General features: G+C 55.1%; 18 protein-coding genes. 5 read left to right on the top strand and 13 right to left on the bottom strand.

From position 1 onward, the window contains the following. Positions 1-6: 6 nt before the first annotated feature. From pgmB to pspA, 13 genes are all read right to left on the bottom strand, one after another. A complete protein-coding gene (gene pgmB / locus IM265_RS02180; protein ID WP_047368685.1) occupies positions 7-672 on the bottom strand; it encodes a beta-phosphoglucomutase in 666 nt (221 codons plus the stop codon). Then, positions 662-2,941 carry a glycoside hydrolase family 65 protein gene (locus IM265_RS02175; protein WP_193030771.1) on the bottom strand — a complete coding sequence of 760 codons (2,280 nt, stop codon included), beginning with the start codon at positions 2,939-2,941 and terminating at the stop codon, positions 662-664. Before IM265_RS02175 ends, pgmB begins: the two co-directional genes overlap by 11 nt. Next, entirely contained in the window at positions 2,935-3,993 is a 1,059-nt protein-coding gene (locus IM265_RS02170; RefSeq protein WP_028013369.1) for a Gfo/Idh/MocA family protein, read from the bottom strand. The genes IM265_RS02175 and IM265_RS02170 overlap by 7 nt, the downstream gene beginning before the upstream one ends. An 11-nt stretch (positions 3,994-4,004) precedes the next feature. Continuing rightward, positions 4,005-4,793, bottom strand: coding sequence for a sugar phosphate isomerase/epimerase (locus IM265_RS02165; RefSeq protein ID WP_045260650.1), 789 nt, complete (start codon positions 4,791-4,793; stop codon positions 4,005-4,007). Positions 4,794-4,810: 17 nt separating this feature from the next. Next, the gene (locus IM265_RS02160) at positions 4,811-5,863 is read right to left on the bottom strand and encodes a zinc-binding alcohol dehydrogenase (RefSeq protein WP_041909681.1); all 1,053 of its coding nucleotides are present in this window, start codon (positions 5,861-5,863) and stop codon (positions 4,811-4,813) included. Positions 5,864-5,892: 29 nt separating this feature from the next. Then, positions 5,893-6,735, bottom strand: a complete 843-nt coding sequence (locus IM265_RS02155; protein WP_045630526.1) for a carbohydrate ABC transporter permease — start codon at positions 6,733-6,735, stop codon at positions 5,893-5,895. Next, entirely contained in the window at positions 6,722-7,603 is an 882-nt protein-coding gene (locus IM265_RS02150; protein ID WP_028013373.1) for a carbohydrate ABC transporter permease, read from the bottom strand. The genes IM265_RS02155 and IM265_RS02150 overlap by 14 nt, the downstream gene beginning before the upstream one ends. Positions 7,604-7,625: 22 nt before the next feature. Continuing rightward, on the bottom strand, positions 7,626-8,918 hold the full coding sequence (locus IM265_RS02145; RefSeq protein WP_047368688.1) for an ABC transporter substrate-binding protein: 1,293 nt from the start codon (positions 8,916-8,918) through the stop codon (positions 7,626-7,628). Positions 8,919-8,931: 13 nt separating this feature from the next. Beyond that, complete coding sequence (locus IM265_RS02140) at positions 8,932-10,629, bottom strand: sugar phosphorylase (protein ID WP_193030773.1); 1,698 nt, start codon at positions 10,627-10,629, stop codon at positions 8,932-8,934. Between the two features lie 184 nt (positions 10,630-10,813). Then, on the bottom strand, positions 10,814-11,038 hold the full coding sequence (pspD, locus tag IM265_RS02135; RefSeq protein ID WP_028013376.1) for a phage shock protein PspD: 225 nt from the start codon (positions 11,036-11,038) through the stop codon (positions 10,814-10,816). Between the two features lie 12 nt (positions 11,039-11,050). Further along, on the bottom strand, positions 11,051-11,410 hold the full coding sequence (gene pspC / locus IM265_RS02130) for an envelope stress response membrane protein PspC (protein WP_028013377.1): 360 nt from the start codon (positions 11,408-11,410) through the stop codon (positions 11,051-11,053). Then, on the bottom strand, positions 11,410-11,634 hold the full coding sequence (pspB, locus tag IM265_RS02125; RefSeq protein ID WP_028013378.1) for an envelope stress response membrane protein PspB: 225 nt from the start codon (positions 11,632-11,634) through the stop codon (positions 11,410-11,412). The genes pspC and pspB overlap by 1 nt, the downstream gene beginning before the upstream one ends. A gap of 53 nt (positions 11,635-11,687) precedes the next feature. Beyond that, complete coding sequence (pspA, locus tag IM265_RS02120) at positions 11,688-12,356, bottom strand: phage shock protein PspA (protein ID WP_028013379.1); 669 nt, start codon at positions 12,354-12,356, stop codon at positions 11,688-11,690. Positions 12,357-12,522: 166 nt separating this feature from the next. On the opposite strand from pspA, the gene pspF reads away from it, so the two are divergent. The 5 genes from pspF (at position 12,523) to sapD (ending at position 18,060) form a co-directional block, all read left to right on the top strand. Next, the gene (pspF, locus tag IM265_RS02115; RefSeq protein WP_193030775.1) at positions 12,523-13,500 is read left to right on the top strand and encodes a phage shock protein operon transcriptional activator; all 978 of its coding nucleotides are present in this window, start codon (positions 12,523-12,525) and stop codon (positions 13,498-13,500) included. An 88-nt stretch (positions 13,501-13,588) separates the two neighbouring features. Continuing rightward, on the top strand, positions 13,589-15,229 hold the full coding sequence (gene sapA, locus IM265_RS02110) for an ABC transporter substrate-binding protein SapA (protein ID WP_028013381.1): 1,641 nt from the start codon (positions 13,589-13,591) through the stop codon (positions 15,227-15,229). After that, positions 15,226-16,191, top strand: a complete 966-nt coding sequence (sapB, locus tag IM265_RS02105; RefSeq protein WP_041909670.1) for a putrescine export ABC transporter permease SapB — start codon at positions 15,226-15,228, stop codon at positions 16,189-16,191. Before sapA ends, sapB begins: the two co-directional genes overlap by 4 nt. Beyond that, positions 16,178-17,068, top strand: coding sequence for a putrescine export ABC transporter permease SapC (gene sapC, locus IM265_RS02100; protein ID WP_028013383.1), 891 nt, complete (start codon positions 16,178-16,180; stop codon positions 17,066-17,068). Before sapB ends, sapC begins: the two co-directional genes overlap by 14 nt. Further along, positions 17,068-18,060 (top strand): putrescine export ABC transporter ATP-binding protein SapD, encoded by a 993-nt coding sequence (gene sapD / locus IM265_RS02095; protein ID WP_028013384.1) that lies wholly within the window; start codon positions 17,068-17,070, stop codon positions 18,058-18,060. The genes sapC and sapD overlap by 1 nt, the downstream gene beginning before the upstream one ends.

Genomic DNA, 18,060 nt, shown 5'->3' with positions numbered 1-18,060 from the left:
TCCTTATCAATACGCCCGGGACGCCCAGAATTCTGTCAGGCATTTCCAGGTCAGTTCCCGCGTTGAATGAAGTTGTAATCCCGCATGGTTAAGGCCAGGCCCAATCCCGACCGACAGCATTCCTGCGGCGTTGATTGCTTCAACACCCGCAGCGGCATCTTCAATGCCAATCGCCTCTGCAGGATGCACGTTCAGCCCCGCACAGGCCGCAAGGAAGATCTCCGGGTCCGGCTTTGAACGGCAAATGCGGGAAGCATCAGCGCAAAAATCGAAGGCCTGATGAATGCCCAGCGCGTGCAAAATCCCTGGGGCATTGAGCGATACGGATGCCAGCCCAATCTTGACCTTCGCGGCACGGATCTCCGCCAGCACGTCGCGGATCCCCGGCAGCAGAGAATCCTGCGTCAGTGATGCCAGCGACTGGACGTAAAGCGCATTTTTTTTCGTCGCAAGCGCCAGGCACTGCTCCTCACTAAACATCCCCTCTTTTCCGCCGTGCTTCAGAATGCGCTGGAGGGAATCCATGCGGCTTATCCCCTTAAGCTGTTCGTTAAACACTTCGTCGAAGGTAATGCCAATTTCCTCCGCCACGGCACGCCAGGCCAGAAAGTGAAGATGCGCGGTATCGGTGATCACACCGTCCAAATCGAATACAACAGCCTTAAGCGTCATGTTGCCCCTCCGTGGTAGCGGTCCCATTCACGGACGCAAGAAATTCCTTATACGCGAAGACTTCTCGCTCCGGGATATGTAGCGTTTTGCCCCACAGCGTCAGCGTGGCAGGCGCCGTGGTTTCAATGGTTAACACCTCGTTTTCATACGTGAAGTGCATTGATGCGTTCCGCCACCGCAGCGGGAAAGCGAGTTTTTGCCAGTGACCAGGCAGTTTTGGCGCGAGATGCAGTTCCCCTTCAATGATTTGCAGGCCAGCAAATCCCTGAATTGCGCCAGACCAGATCGCACCGGTTGCCGCAGCATGAATGCCCTCATCGCTGCTGTGCGGATCCTCGCCCAAATCAATGGCGATGCCATCGCGCCAGAAGGCATAGGCCCCCTGCGTGTCACCGCAGCGCGCGAGTACAATCCCGTGAATGGCCTTGCTCAGGGACGAATCATGGATCGTGCGTGGCTCATAGAACGCCAGATTGGCGGCGCATTGCTGTGGCGTAAACCGTTCTGGCAGCAGGTAGTTAAGCATCACCACATCTGCCTGCTTCAGGATCTGCATCTCGTTCACTTCCGCGCGGGAATAATCGAGCAGAATCGTCTGTTTACCCGCTTTGGCTTTGTAACGGCTCAGATCGATGGCAGGTTTTGCCATGAAGGTATCATCCTGCGGGATCACACCGTCTGCATCGGCCTCCGGTAGCCATAAGCGCGCCAGGAACTGCGCGGCATTCACCGTAAAACGCTCATCCTCACGCCCAAACATCGCCATAAACTGGCGCGCGCAGGCAACGTTGTGCCAGGCCAGATAGTTGGTGTAAGCGTTGTTGTTCACGTGCTCGGTGTATTCGTCCGGTCCGATCACATCATGGATTTCCAGACGACCATTGACGTCCGTTGCGCGTCCCATCCAGAACAAAGCCGTTTCCATCAGCAGCGTCAGGCCTTCGTTACGCATAAAGGCGTCATCATGCGTCGCCTGCCAGTACGCAACGACGGCCCAGGCAATATCAGCCACGATGTGATGCTCTGCAAGTGCGGAAGCCACCTTCTGGCGTACCCCGGTGCGGATGTTGATTGCCGCGAACTCAGGCGTCTCTTCCTCTCCGCTTGCGGCGCTTTCCCATGGGAACAACGCGCCCGGCCAGCCGTTACGACGGGCTTTTTCCCGTGCGCCAGCCAGATTAAGCCAGCGATAGCGCAGCAGGCTGCGGGCAACCTGCGGGCGGGTAAACAGATGGAAAGGCAGCAGGAAAATTTCGGTATCCCAGAAGACGTGCCCCTTGTACCCTTCGCCCGTCAGTCCTTTTGCGGCAATACTACTTCGCTCATCATGGGCAGGCGTCATCGCGGTCAGGTGCCAGACCGCATAATCCAGCGCCATCTGATCCTGTTGCTCTGCGGAAGTCACTTCCACCCGGGCATCACGCCAGACCTCTTTCCAGGCATACGCTGAGCTTTCAAGCAATGCTTCGTAACCTCTTGCGGCAGAAACTTTGAGATCGGCCAGCGCGTTGCGCGCAAAAGACTCCTGCGACAGCGCTTTATCGCTGCGATGCGTCACCCAGACGATCTTTTCAAGCGTGACAGTGTCACCCTGAGCAATGGTCAGTGAATGATGTACGCTGAGACGCCGATTTTTGGCGGTGAAACAGCTGTCACTTTTCGAGGAGAGTTGGCAAAACGCCGAAACAACAACCTCCGACGCCCGGTCCTGCGTTTCATACACCCCCTGCATATAGTGCTGATCAAAGACCCTGACCGAGAGTTCATCCAGATGCTGTCTGCCGCTGTTCGTTTGCGTCGCATCAATGCCGGTTTTCAGCACGGCATGCGTGGCGGCATCAAGAGGCGTGATCGCGAGCTGCATAGCCACTAAAGGCAGCTGGTCCAGCGACACAAAACGACGACTCTCCAGCCGATAGCGTTTCCCGTGGGGTGAACGCCAGACAACGTTACGATGCAGTTCGCCGTTAGCGAAGGCCAGCTCGCGCTGCCACTCAAGAATTTCCCCGGCCAGGAGGGTGAAATTGACGCCGTCCAGCTCTACATCAATACCGGTGATATCCGGCAGATTGACCAGCTCGGTGGTCTCGTTGCGCCCCGCGCGATGATACAGCCCAGCGAGATACATGCCTCTGGTCTGCTGGGTGTACTCTTCTTCGTGCGCGGCGCGAATACCCATGTAGCCATTGCCGCATGCCATGATGGAGGCGTATTTATTCAGGCTGTGTGGACAAAAGCCCGGATCGGTTAATACAGAGACGTTCAGCATAGTGTTACGCTTTCCCCTGTTTCTGCGGATTCATAAAGCGCGCCAACAAGCTGCTGAATTACCAGTCCCTGTTCTGCATCGGCAATCATCACGGGCTCTCCCAGCACGTGACGTACGAAAGCATCCATGCTGCGCAGATGGCGCTGATCGTCCGCCTCTTCGCGCTGGGTAAGGGTTTCTAAAACACCGGCTTCGTCATTGTAGATGTGCGCCGGGAACAGCGTTGCACCCGCCTTTTCACCGCAGAAAGAGACGTTCATGATTGACTGCTCGCGAATGTTAAGCGCAAAGGAGGTGTCCAGACGCAAAATGCCGCCGTTGCAGAATTCAATCGTGCCAAACAGCGCATCTTCCACGGTAAATTGCGCAGGATCCCACTCGCCAAACTGACCGGTGCTTTTACGGTTTCCCAGCCTCTGGAAGCTGTGCGCAGTCACCCGTTTTACCGCCGGGAAACCCAGGACATACATTGCGGCGTCGAGCATATGAATGCCTATATCAATCAGCGGTCCACCGCCCTGTAGCGATTTGTTGGTAAAAACGCCCCACCCCGGCACACCGCAGCGACGCAGCGCCTGCGCTGAGGTAAAGTAAACTTCACCGAGCGTTCCGTTCATTACCGCATCGCGCAGGAGTTGGGTATCCAGGGCAAAGCGATGGTGAAAATCATAGGCCAGGACTTTTCCTGCCTTGCGCGCCGCGATGCGCATCTCATCAGCCTGCTGCGGGGTCATCGCCGGGGGCTTTTCACACATCACATGGCAGCCCGCCTCGAGCGCCGCCATCACGTGTTCAAAATGGAACCGGTTGGGCGAACAGACGCTCACCACATCCGGTTTTACTGCCTGCAACATCTCGTGAGCGTCCTGCCATGCCGATGGAATAGCATAACGTTCCGCGAACGCCTGTGCCTGCTCAAGGCGGCTGTCCATGACAGCCACCATTTGAACATCACTGCGCGTGGCGTAATACGAGGCATGCACTTTGTCCGCGACCTGCCCGGCGCCAATAATGGCGACGCGCAGAGGCGAAGGTGTAGAAGCACTCATCACGCTCGTCATCCTTAGCATTCACGCAAATAAGTGAGAGAGTCCTGATAAGCCTTAGCCGGATCCTCGGCGCGAACACGGCATTCATACACCACGTATCCCTGATAGTTATCGGCACGCAGCTGATCGAACAGGCTGGCGAAATCGAGGCTGCCGCTGCCCGGCTGATAGCGGTGGTTATCTGCAATGTGAACATGACCCAGTAGATCGCGGTTCTGATGCAGCGCGTCCGTCAGCGAGTCTTCTTCAATGTTCATGTGATAGAAATCACCGATGATCTGCACGTGCTTCAGGCCGTTCTCTTCGATATAACGACGCGCGTCTGCCAGGGTGTTGATCATATGATCCTGGTAGCGGTTCAGCGGCTCCAGGTAGACGGTGGTGCCGGTGCGCGCGGCCACCTCATCCAGCCAGCGCAGCGAGGCGCTTACGGCTTTGCGGTCACCGTCCAGGCTGCGTGGAGAGGTCATTGGCGGCAGACGGAAGGTAAACATGCCCCAGGCAGCAGGCACGATAATGCCCTTTCCGCCCACTTCTGCCAGCGCTTCCAGAATGCGTTCGATCTGCTGTAATCCGTTCAGACGGCGTTCTTCGATGAAATCACCGATCCAGCCATCGTACCCGCCACATGCTGTCGTCACCGGCAGGCCCGTGGCTTTGATAGCGGCTTTCACTTCGTCGAGATTTTCCACCAGCAGACGGCCGTCAATTTCGTAGCCATCAAAACCCATCGCTTTGATGTACTCGAATTTTTCCATGATGTTGGTCGGGAAAAAGGCCTGGTTTTGTGTTGCGATCTTCATGATTTGCTGTCCTTAGCTTAAAAAGTGACGCCCATTTTGATACTGAGTTCCGGATGCTGATCGACATACTTCATATAGCTTTCCGGGCTGGTGGTGAAGGTCACGACCGGGTCGATCAGATCTTCACAGTTCAGATAACCGTTCATCAGCAATTCCCAGCAGGTCTCTTCGATACGCTTGCGGCTCCAGCGCGGATAGTCCGGGTTCGGTTCACTGCAGGCGCGGGAGAAGACAATCTTCGCGTTGTTGAAGTGCGCTTCGCGGCCCAGGTTGAAGCCTGCCGCAAACGGTTTGGCGAAGGCCACGTAGGAGATGGTTCCGCCGTAGGCGAGCCCGCGCAGCGCGGACTGCAGCGCATCCGCAAACCCGCTGGTTTCGATGATCACGTCCGCGCCCTGCTTCCCGGTCAGCTTTTTAATTTCCAGACCGACATCGGTACCGATTGGATTCAGGCAGTGGTCCGCACCGTGACGGCGAGCGATCTCACAGCGGTGTTCAATCGGATCAACGCCGATAACCACTGACGCACCGGCTTTTTTCGCCAGCTGAATCGCAATCTGTCCGATGGCTCCCAGACCGACCACGACAACAAAGTCACCCACACGGACGTTGGCATCACGCACGCCGCTCATGGCGAACTGCGCCGGATCGTAGCAAACGGCATTCTTCCAGGACGCGCCCTGCGGCATTTTACGCAGCTTATAGTTGTTCACCGCGTTAACGATGACCGTCTCCTGCAGCGGGCCGTAGCAGCAGACGCTGTCGCCGATCTGGTATTCCGTTACGTCTGCACCGCATTCAATAATGTCGCCAACGATCATGTTGCCCAGCTGGAACTTACCGAATTCGATACCGCGCGCAGCGCCCTCTTCACGCGGCGTGAACATCTGCCACTCTGCGTTGAACTCTTCATCAATAAACGGGCTTGCCGCGCGGAAATCCACGACTTCCGTTCCGTGCTTCGGGGCGCCAAAGCGGGCGCGAATTTTCACTTCATGTGCTTCCACAGCACGATCTTCATACTCCACCAGCGCCGCTACGCGTGGCGCTGTCGCAACTAACTTCTTCATAACTTGCTCCTGATAAAAAATTGGCCGCCTTAGCCCTTGACGCCACCGGCGGTCAAACCACTTTTAATAAAACGTTCAGAGAGTGCGTACATGATGACCACCGGAAGCGCCGTCACCAGCGATGCCGCCATCATGCGACCCCAGATATAATCTGGCGTACTAAAGAGCGTGTTCAGCCCGACCGGCAGGGTAAAGTTGCTGGCGCTGGACAGGAAAATGGAGGCAAACAGGTAGTCGTTCCATGCCACCATGAAGCAGTAAACAAACACCGACACGAGACCGGAAATGGCCAGCGGCACGGTAATGCGGAAGATGATTTGCAGGCGGTTCAGACCATCCATCATCGCGGCCTCTTCTATTTCGTCCGGAATGGTGTCGAAATAGCTGCGCAGCATGAATACCGCCGTAGGCAACGTCTGGGTCACCATGGTGATAATCAGCGCCAGTTCAGTGTCGTAAATGCCGAGCGCGGTGATGATTTTGAACAGCGGCACCACCAGCAAAATCCCGGAGAACATATAGACGGTGTAGAAGCTCGCGTTGATCGTCGCGCGCCCCTTAAAGCGCAGCTTGGACAAGGCGTAAGCGCCCAGCGTGCCGAGAAACACCGCAATTACCGATGACGTCAGCGACACCACCATGCTGTTGCGGAAGTAATCCACGAACGGGAAAATTAGCGGGTTAAAGATGTCAACGTAATGCTGAAGCGTCCACGCCTGCGGCAGAATAGTCGGATTCAGCGATATGGCCTCTTTCGCGCTCTTGAATGACGTCATCAGCATCACGAAGAACGGGAACAGCGTGATAATCAGAAATACCACCAGCCCCAGATAGAAACCAATACGGCCCAGTATGCGTTTATTTGTTGCCATTGAGGTTTACCCTTTTTCTGGTCAGCAGAATGACGGCGAAGATGATCACAAACAGCACAACAGAAATGGCGGCTGCTTTGCCCAGATCGTTGAATGCAAAGGCAGTTTTATAGAGATACACGCCCAGAATATCGACCTTCGTGGTCAGCAGATAAACATCCGCAAACATGTAGAACATCCAGATGGTTCGTAGCGTCACCACCGTTGCCAGTACAGGCATGATGGCGGGCAACGTGACGATACGGAAACGCTGCCAGGCGTTGGCTCCGTCCATCTCTGCCGCTTCATACAGCGATTTATCAATGGTCTGCAAAATTGCCAGGAATGAGATAAAGGCATACGGGAAGTAGCGCCAGATGGCGAACAGCACCACCAGCACGAAGCTGCTGCCAGGGTTGTCGAACCAGAGCGGCGCCTGGTCATACAGATGCAGCAGATCGACGCCCAGATAGTTCACAATGCCGTAGCCGTTGTTGAACATGTATTTCCAGGCAAATACCAGGGAAATAGAGGGTGTCACGTAGGATAAAATCACCAGCGAACGCGCCGTCTTCCGGAGACGAAACTCACGGTTAAAGAAGATGGCGACGGCAAGCCCCAGCCCGGTGCTGCCGAGCACGACCAGCGCCGTATACCAGAACGTCATCCACAGCGAGTGCCAGAACGCAGCATCCCCCAGAATGCGGATGTAGTTATCCAGGCCAACAAACACCGCATCAATACGCGGGTTAAGCGGCAGGCGTAAGAAACTGATTTCAATATTGGAAATCATTGGCCAGGCCACCAGGCCCCCCAGCAAAATCAGGCTGGGGGCCAACAGCAGCATGGCGAAAGGCATATCTGAACGACCAGAAAACAACGTCTTCATAATTTCCTTCCGCAGAGCGCTCCTATCGTTGTGAAATCAGGTCAGTCAGTCGCGTCTGGCTCTTGCTAAGCGTTGCGCTGAGATCTTGTTTACCCACGGTGACGTTATGCACCATGGAGCTGATAATGCCGGACCCTGTCACATCGCCCATGCGCGTGAAGTTTTTGTCGCCGACAGCACCAAACACCTGTACGTTCGGGAATTGGGCAATCAGTTCATAAGGCAGTTGCCCAAACGCTTTAATCACCTCGTTGTTTTTCCAGGTATCCGTTCCTACGACCAGCGTGTTCACCGGCAGCGCCGCGCCCGGCGACATCATGACCCAATCGGTTGCGTTTTGAGCCTGCTCCATCCACGTCACAAACTTTTCAGCCGCTTGCGTTTCTTCTTCGGTTTGTCCGCTGGTGATCGTCAACGAGGTGACCATGCCATAAACGGCAGAGGACTTTTCTGTCGGGACAACGAAGCCAAGGTTGGCAGGGTTACCATCCTGGAATACCGCCGGCAGGATGTAGGTGGAATAGACGGCCATCGGTGCAGAACCGTTCATGAAGGCATCTTTGATCTCCATGACGTCGTTCGAGCCCGGCATGGTGGTCGCGGCCAGCGCTTTGTAGAACGCCAGCGCTTTTGCCATTTCAGGGGTGTCAATTTCAACGTTTCCGTTGGCATCAAAAACGTTCGCGCCGCCGGAAAGCGCAAACTGGGAGAACGCCTGCTCGGTCATGACGCTTTCCGCGGTGGGCAGCGCAATACCGTAATGTTTGTTGGCCGGGTCGTTAAGCTTCTGGCTGGCTTTCAGCAGCTGTTCCCAGTTATGCGGTTCCTGAATACCCGCAGCGGCAAGCACATCTTTGTGATACCAGACGCCGGACAGCCAGGCGCTCATCGGCACCCCCGTCCAGGCTGTGCCGTCTTCAGTACGCACAACGCGCAGGATCCCGTCATAGAAGGTCTTTTCGCCTACCGCTTCAATGGCTTCACCGATAGCCTTGCGATCCAGGAGTTGTTCCTTATCCATGACTTTCGCGTAATCATGGCTGACTTCAATAACTTCAGGCAGCGCGCCCGTTCTGGCGAGCGTAATCACTTTGGTGTTGTAGGCATCTTCTTCCACCGGCACCTGCTTCACCGTAATGCCGGGGTTTTCTTTCTCGAATTTTTCGATCAGTTTCGTAATAACCGCCTGGCGCTCCTGCTCTACTGACGAGTGCATGAACTCAATGGTCACAGCAGACGCTTTATCATCTTTACAGCCTGATAACAGGGCGCACGAAACCAGTGCTGATAACAGCACAATTTTGGGCATTTTCATTTTAGGGTCCTTTTTAGTTTTCTTTAATCCACATAACCTGCCATGGATTGAGAGTCAGCTCTTTACCGCTAACAGCTTGTCCTGATAGTAATTCCATACCAGTAAGCGTGTCCCCATAAACGGTATGAACGTTATTACTAAAATTAAACAGGGCTGTAATTCTCTCACCGTTATCAGCCACGCGAACAATTTTAAGAATTTGTTCATCCAGTGATTCAAAAAATGCCTGGGCATCAGGGTGAAACGCACTTTCCCCACGACGAATCGCAATAAACTCGCTTAAACGGGAATAAATTTTATGACGAATGCTATTTTTATTATTAAGTTCGAGATCAACCTGACCGGCATTATATTTCTTGCGGTTTATCGCGCGGTTATAGCCGAGGCGCTCGACCCCTTCATAATCGTTACGGGAGCCAAGAATACTTTGAATATACACGGCAGGTACACCTGGAAAACTTAACAGCACCGCATGCGCCAGAATAAAGCGCGCAATGCGTTCATCATCTGAACTGTTTTGCGCGCTTAACGCGTCAAGATAGGTCACATTAATTTCGTAAGGACTGCGCGTACCGTCAGGATTATTTTTCCAGTTGACCAGCGCCCCTTCCTGCTGAAGTTTCTCAACCAGTGCGAGGATTTCTGATTCCGGCAGAATGCCGCGCAGTGGGTTCAGACCGATACCGTCATGAGACGCCAGGAAATTGAACCAGGTCGTTTTTGTTGAAGGCAGCGCCAGCGATCCCGCCCACTGACAGAGAGCGTTAACATCCTGACGGTGCACTGCATGCAGCACCAGCGGCGGCAAGGAGAACTGGTAGACCATCTGAGCTTCATTTTCACCGTCACCGAAATAAGAGATATTGTCCTTATGCGGAACGTTCGTCTCAGTAATGATCACGGTACCCGGCGCCACGGCCTCGGTAATAGCACGGAAAAGCTGGATAAGGCAGTGAGTCTGTTCCAGATGGATACAGCTTGTTCCAGGGATCTTCCACATAAATCCGACGGCGTCCAGACGGATATAACGCGCCCCTTCCGCCAGGTAATGGAGCAGCACGTCAACCATTGCAATCAGCACCTGAGGCGAGGCGAAGTTAAGATCGATCTGGTCATCGCTGAAGGTGGTCCAAAGATGACGCACGCTGCCATCATGCAGCGTAAACGGCGTCAGCAACGGTAATGCGCGAGGACGCGTCACCGCAGATAAATCAGTTTCTGGATCGACAGCAATAAAGAAATCTTCGTAGCCAGGTTTCTGCGCAAGATAATTAGCAAACCATTCACTTTTTGCTGACATATGGTTGCAGACGAAATCAAACATTAAGCTGGCAGACTGTTTTAGATCAGCAACGTCTTGCCAGGTCCCGGTTTCAGGCGCAACGTTGTGGTAATCAATAACGGAAAATCCGTCATCAGAGGACCACGGATAAAAAGGCAAAAGGTGGACATGGGAAAACGTGCGAGCAAGCCACTCATTATAAAAGCGGGTAAATACCGGCAACGCTTTCTCCCCTTTCGCGGAGAACTGATCGGCGTAGGTGATCAGAACGACATCTTTTTCATCCCAGCCTGATTTACGCTTTTCTGTAATATCAACAGCAGCTTGTTCAAGCTTTGTTAATAACACTTTAAAATGTGCTTCAGAAAATGATTCACCGTAAATATGCTTGATAAGTTTTTTAATTTTTGCGTTCACATTATTTTCCATGGTAGCGGTCCCACGAAGGGCAATCTACTCCCCTGAAAAATATCTGTCAACGAACCGGGAGGCTGAAAAACGCAATTACAAAGCAGCTCTGTGCAGTAATGTGAGCTGCCGCAAAGAAAGTGAGGGAAAGGGATGAAATGTCGTTAGCCCTTCCGGGGAGAGAAAGGGCTAACGCGAGCGTGAATTATCGGGATAAGTAGCGGCGTGACAGCCGCTTTGCCGCTTTTTGCAAAAGAGGTTCAAGCGCCACGGCCAGCAACATTCTGACCGGCTTGCGGGCAACAGATTTGATCGCCCAGCCCGCCACACCTGCCGGGCCGTAACGTAACGCCGTCATCAGAACCAGTTTACCTGCGATTTTCAGGCCGGGTTTTACCTTCTGACCGGCCTGTTGCCAGTTTTTCTTCATGTATATTCTCTCTTAAAGCTGACGAAAACGACTTCTCAGCGTAAAGGTATCGGATGTGACATAGCGTTCCATTTCACGTAACCGCTTCTCCCCTTCAGCCAGCCGATCGTCAACCGCATTGAGAAGATCGTTACTGGTAGGCGCGCCTTCCGCAGCCAGTTCGCCTTCCGGCATCGGGTCAAGTACAAACGACAGCACGATGTAGGCGACGAAAGTGATAAACGCCAGGCCGAAAAATATCGACAGCACCGTGACCACACGAACCAGCTTTACCGGAACGTCAAGATAATGGGCCAGCCCGGCGCAAACGCCGCGCACCATGCCCTGCTGTGGAATTCGCCACAATTTTTTGTTCAGATTCAGTCCTGACATTAACGGTCCCTCCAGTTAGGATGTTCTGCATCCAGGATTGCTTCCAGCGCCTGAATGCGATCGCGCATCTTGTTAGCCTGGTCGGTAAGCTGCGCAAGACGTTGTTGTTCACTCTGGGATAAATCGTTCCCTGAAGAACGGTTGCTGTAGTGCAGCCATAGCCAAATCGGCAAAACAAACAGCACGAAAATCGTCAGGGGAATGGCCAGGAAAAGCGCGCTCATGTGTACTCCTTGTCGTCGGATGCTTAGCGGCACGCTCAGGTGCCGCAACATTATTATTGGTTATCTTGCTTCATTTTGGCTTTCAATGCCGCCAGCTGCTCGCTGATTTCATCGTCCGCTTTCAGATCGGCAAACTGTTGATCCAGCGACTTTTGCTTACCGATGCCGTGGCTCTCTGCTTCCGCTTCCATCTGGTCGATACGACGCTCGAATGACTCAAAACGCGCCATGGCCTCATCCAGCTTGCCACTGTCCAGCTGACGACGCACGTCGCGGGAAGAGCTTGCCGCCTGATGACGCAGGGTCAGCGCCTGCTGACGCGCGCGGGTTTCGCTCAGTTTATTTTCGAGCTCACCAATCTCTTTTTTCATGCGGGTGAGCGTGTCTTCCACCAGCGTGACTTCATGCTCCAGCGTAGCGATCATGTCCGCCAGCTTCTGCTTTTCAATTAACGCTGCGCGAGCAAGATCTTCTTTATCTTTGCGCAGGGCGAGTTCCGCCTTTTCCTGCCATTCATTGAGCTGAGCGGTGGCCTGCTCAATACGGCGCGTTAACTGCTTTTTCTCAGCCAGCGCACGGGCGGAGGTAGAACGCACTTCAACCAGCGTGTCTTCCATCTCCTGAATCATCAGGCGCACCAGCTTCTGCGGATCTTCTGCTTTCTCCAGCAGTGAGTTGATGTTGGCGTTCACGATGTCGGCAAAACGAGAAAAAATACCCATAATCAAATCCTCATAGTTCTGTTATCGGGCTATGCCCTGCTGTACTGATAATACAATTTCCGTGCCAGTTTTTTATCTTATTGATTTTACACGATGTGATTGATTTTTATTCATCACAGAACTATGCTGACCTGGTGAATATCGCTAAGGAGTGGTTAATTTCATCATGGCTCAATACAAAGATAACTTACTCGGCGAAGCCAACAGTTTTCTTGAGGTGCTGGAACAGGTCTCTCGCCTTGCGCCGCTCAACAAACCGGTGCTGATTATCGGCGAGCGCGGCACGGGTAAGGAACTGATTGCCAACCGTCTGCACTATTTATCCGGACGCTGGGACGGCCCCTTCATTTCTCTAAATTGTGCGGCGCTGAATGAAAACCTGCTCGACACCGAGCTGTTCGGCCACGAGGCGGGCGCGTTTACCGGCGCTCAAAAGCGCCATCCGGGACGCTTTGAGCGCGCCGACGGCGGTACCCTGTTCCTTGATGAACTCGCCACCGCGCCGATGCTGGTGCAGGAAAAGCTGCTGCGCGTGATTGAGTATGGTGAACTGGAGCGCGTCGGCGGCAGCCAGCCGCTGCAGGTTAACGTGCGCCTGGTCTGCGCCACCAACGCCAATCTGCCGGAGATGGTCGCGAAGGAGAAATTTCGTGCCGATCTGCTTGACCGCCTGGCCTTTGACGTCGTTCAGCTTCCGCCCCTGCGCGACAGGAGGAGCGACATCATGCTGCTTGCTCAACAATTTGCGATTCAGATGTGCCGCGAGCTCGGTCTCCCTCTTTTCCCCGGCTTCAGCGATCATGCGCGGGAGACGCTTCTGGCCTACCGCTGGCCGGGAAATATCCGCGAACTGAAGAACGTTGTGGAGCGTTCTGTTTACCGCCACGGCAGCAGCGAGACGGAGCTGGACAATATCATTATCGATCCTTTTCAGCGCAATGCGCCGCCGGTTTCCTCCCCGTCATCGTCAGGCGATACTCCCGCGCTGCCCCTTGATTTGCGCCAGTTCCAGCACGAGCAGGAGCAACAGCTGCTGGAGCAAAGCCTGAAGGCGGCGAAATATAACCAGAAACGCGCGGCCGAACTCCTGGGCCTGACCTACCATCAGTTACGGGCATTGCTTAAAAAACATCAAATGCGCTGACAATATCGGCACTTACCCGCAGACATTTTTACGAAGCAGGCGTAAGTGCGATACACTTTGCAGATCGAACCTAAAAACCTTAAAAATTATGCGTCTGGTTTTATCGTCCTTTTTTGCACTCGGTCTGTTCAGCGGCCTGGCGTTTGCTGCGCCCGGGCAGTCTACGCAGCCTGACATTCGTGACAGCGGCTTCGTCTATTGCGTCAGTGGCCAGGTGGACACCTTCAACCCGCAAAAAGCGGGCAGCGGCCTGATTGTGGATACGCTCGCCGCGCAGCTTTACGACCGTCTGCTTGATGTCGACCCGTACACCTATCGCCTGGTGCCTGAACTTGCGGAAAGCTGGGAAGTCCTGGATAACGGTGCAACCTACCGTTTTCGCCTGCGCGATGATGTCGCGTTTCAGCGTACGCCGTGGTTTACCCCTACGCGCAAGCTGAACGCGGATGACGTGGTCTTCACCTTCCAGCGTATCTTTAACCGTAACCACCCGTGGCATAACGTTAACGGGGATAATTTCCCCTATTTCGACAGCCTGCAGTTTGCCGACACCGTTAAAAGCGTGCGCAAGCTGGACAGCCGGACGGTTGAATTTACGCTGACGCGCCCGGATGCCTCCTTCCTCTGGCACCTGGCGACCCACTATGCGTCCGTTATGTCCGCCGAATACGCGGCGAAGCTGACGAAAAAAGATCGTCAGGAGTTGCTCGACCGCCAGCCGGTCGGTACCGGTCCATTCCAGTTGGCCGAATACCGCGCGGGGCAATATATTCGCCTGCAGCGCCACGAACATTTCTGGCGCGGTACGCCGCTGATGCCGCAGGTGGTGGTCGATCTCGGGTCTGGCGGAACGGGACGGCTCTCGAAACTGCTCACCGGGGAATGCGACGTGCTCGCCTGGCCCGCTGCCAGCCAGCTCACCATTTTGCGCGACGATCCGCGTCTGCGTCTGACGTTACGCCCGGGGATGAACATCGCTTATCTGGCCTTTAACACCGATAAGCCGCCGCTGAACAACCCTGCCGTACGTCACGCTCTGGCGCTGGCGATCAACAACCAGCGTCTGATGCAGTCGATCTACTACGGCACGGCGGAAACCGCCGCCTCAATTTTACCGCGCGCCTCGTGGGCCTACGACGGTGAGGCTAAAATTACGGAATACAATCCGGCAAAAGCGCGTGAACAACTGAAAGCGCTGGGCGCGGAAAACCTGACGCTCCAGCTTTGGGTGCCCACCAGCTCCCAGGCGTGGAACCCGAGCCCGCTGAAAACCGCTGAACTGCTGCAGGCGGATATGGCGCAGGTGGGCGTCAAGGTGATCATCGTACCGGTTGAGGGCCGTTTCCAGGAGGCGCGCCTGATGGATATGAATCACGACCTCACCCTGACAGGCTGGGCTACCGACAGTAACGATCCGGACAGCTTCTTCCGGCCGCTGCTGAGCTGTGCTGCGATAAATTCGCAGACCAACTACGCCCACTGGTGTAACCGGGAGTTCGACGCCGTGCTGCAAAAAGCGCTCTCTTCCCAACAGCTGGCATCGCGCATTGACGCTTACGATGAAGCGCAAAAGATACTCGCTCAGGAACTGCCGGTGCTTCCGCTGGCCTCTTCCCTGCGCCTTCAGGCCTACCGCTATGATATTAAAGGCCTGGTGCTGAGCCCGTTCGGCAACGCCTCGTTCGCCGGCGTATCGCGTGAAAAAGAACAAGAGGTGAAAAAACCATGATTATTTTTACCTTGCGTCGGCTCCTTTTACTGCTGGTGACGCTCTTTTTCCTGAACTTTGTCGGCTTCAGCCTGAGCTATTTCACGCCGCACGCCCCGCTACAGGGCTCATCGCTGTGGGATGCCTGGCTGTTCTGGTTTAACGGTCTGCTGCACTGGGATTTCGGCGTGTCGAGCATCAACGGGCAGCTTATCTCCGAGCAGCTGAAGGAGGTGTTCCCGGCCACGATGGAGCTGTGCATTCTGGCCTTCGGCTTTGCCCTGATGGTAGGTATTCCCGTGGGCATGCTGGCCGGGATCTACCGCAACAAGTGGCAGGATAAGTTTATCAGCGCCCTTGCCCTGCTCGGCTTCTCTATCCCGGTATTCTGGCTGGCGCTGCTGCTGACGCTGTTCTTCTCGCTGACGATGGGTTGGCTACCAGTCTCTGGCCGTTTTGACCTGCTCTATACGGTTAAAACGGTAACGGGTTTTGCCATCATTGACGCCTGGCTGTCCGATTCCGTCTGGCGCCATGAGATGATCGTCAGCGCCCTGCGTCATATGGTACTGCCGGTGCTGACGCTGGCGGTTGCGCCGACAACCGAGGTGATCCGCCTGATGCGCCTGAGCACCATCGAGGTGTTTGAGCAGAACTATGTCAAAGCTGCCGCCACGCGCGGATTGTCGCGCCTGACCATACTGCGCCGCAACGTCCTGCACAACGCTCTGCCGCCGGTAATTCCGCGCCTGGGGCTGCAGTTTTCCACCATGCTTACGCTGGCCATGATCACCGAGATGGTCTTTAGCTGGCCCGGGCTGGGACGCTGGCTGATTAACGCCATCCGTCAGCAGGATTATGCTGCTATATCAGCGGGTGTGATGGTGATTGGTTCGCTGGTCATTATTGTTAACGTGTTGTCCGATATTTTGGGTGCGATGGCTAACCCATTGAAGCATAAGGAATGGTATGCCTTACGATAACGTTTACAGTGAAAAGCGCACGCCCGGTGCGCTGCGTACCGTGTGGCGAAAGTTCTATGGTGACACCACGGCAATGATCGGCCTTTATGGCTGCGCCGGTCTGGTATTGCTTTGCCTCTTTGGTTCGTGGTTTGCGCCTTATGGCATCGATCAGCAGTTCCTTGGCTATCAGCTGCTGCCGCCTTCCTGGTCACGCTACGGCGAAGTCTCATTCTTCCTCGGCACTGACGATCTCGGACGCGACGTATTGAGCCGTCTGTTAAGCGGGGCTGCCCCGACGGTGGGCGGCGCGTTTGTCGTGACGCTCGCGGCGACGCTCTGTGGACTGGCTCTCGGTATTTTCGCGGGCTCCACGCACGGCCTGCGCTCGGCGGTGCTGAACCACATTCTGGACACGCTGCTGTCGATTCCGTCTCTGCTGCTGGCAATCATTGTGGTTGCCTTTGCCGGTCCGCATCTGTCGCATGCCATGTTCGCCGTCTGGCTGGCTATCCTCCCCCGCATCGTGCGCTCGGTTTACAGCATGGTGCATGACGAGCTGGAAAAAGAGTATGTCGTTGCGGCCCGTCTGGACGGCGCGACGACCTTCAATATTTTGTGGTTTGCCGTTCTGCCAAACATCGCCGCCGGGCTGGTCACCGAGATCACCCGTGCGCTGTCGATGGCGATCCTGGACATCGCTGCGCTCGGGTTCCTCGACCTCGGCGCGCAGCTGCCGTCCCCTGAATGGGGTGCGATGCTCGGTGACGCGCTGGAATTGATCTACGTGGCGCCGTGGACGGTTATGCTGCCGGGGGCGGCGATTATGGTAAGCGTGTTGCTGATCAACCTGCTGGGCGATGGTATTCGCCGTGCAATTAACGCGGGGGTGCAATAATGCCGCTTCTTGATATTCGCAACCTCACCATTGAATTCAAAACCGGTGAAGGCTGGGTTAAAGCTGTCGATCGCATCAGCATTACTCTCGCCGAGGGCGAGATTCGCGGGCTGGTGGGTGAATCTGGTTCGGGAAAAAGCCTGATCGCCAAAGCGATCTGCGGCGTGGCGAAAGACAACTGGCGCGTGACCGCCGACCGCATGCGGTTCGACGATATAGACCTGCTGCGCCTCTCTCCGCGCGAGCGTCGCAAGCTGGTCGGCCATAACGTCTCGATGATTTTCCAGGAGCCACAGTCCTGCCTCGATCCGTCCGAGCGCGTAGGCAAACAGCTGATGCAGAATATTCCCGGCTGGACCTATAAAGGCCGCTGGTGGCAGCGTTTCGGCTGGCGCAAGCGCCGCGCCATTGAGCTATTACACCGCGTCGGGATCAAAGACCATAAAGACGCGATGCGCAGCTTCCCGTATGAGCTGACCGACGGTGAATGCCAGAAGGTGATGATTGCCATCGCCCTGGCTAATCAGCCGCGTTTGCTGATTGCGGATGAACCCACCAACGCGATGGAGCCGACCACCCAGGCACAAATTTTCCGCCTGCTGTCGCGCCTGAACCAGAACAATAACACCACCATTTTGCTGATCAGCCATGACCTGCAAATGCTCAGCAAATGGGCGGATAAAATTGACGTGATGTACTGCGGGCAAACGGTCGAAACTGCCCCGAGTGAGGAGCTGATCGCCGCGCCGCACCATCCATATACGCAGGCGCTTATCCGCGCCATTCCTGATTTTGGCAGCGCCATGCCGCACAAGAGCCGTCTGAATACCCTACCCGGAGCGATTCCGCTGCTGGAATCGTTGCCGATAGGCTGTCGTCTGGGGCCGCGTTGTCCGTATGCTCAGCGTAAATGTATCGAAACGCCGCGCCTGACCGGCGCCAAAAATCATCTTTACGCCTGTCATTTCCCGCTGAACATGGAGAGAGAGTGA

Source organism: Enterobacter cloacae complex sp. P17RS, from assembly GCF_014895885.1.
In the GTDB taxonomy this organism is placed as follows: Bacteria; Pseudomonadota; Gammaproteobacteria; order Enterobacterales; family Enterobacteriaceae; genus Enterobacter; species Enterobacter bugandensis.
Note: the sequence above shows the minus strand (reverse complement) of the source record. Positions and strands in the feature narration are given on the sequence as shown.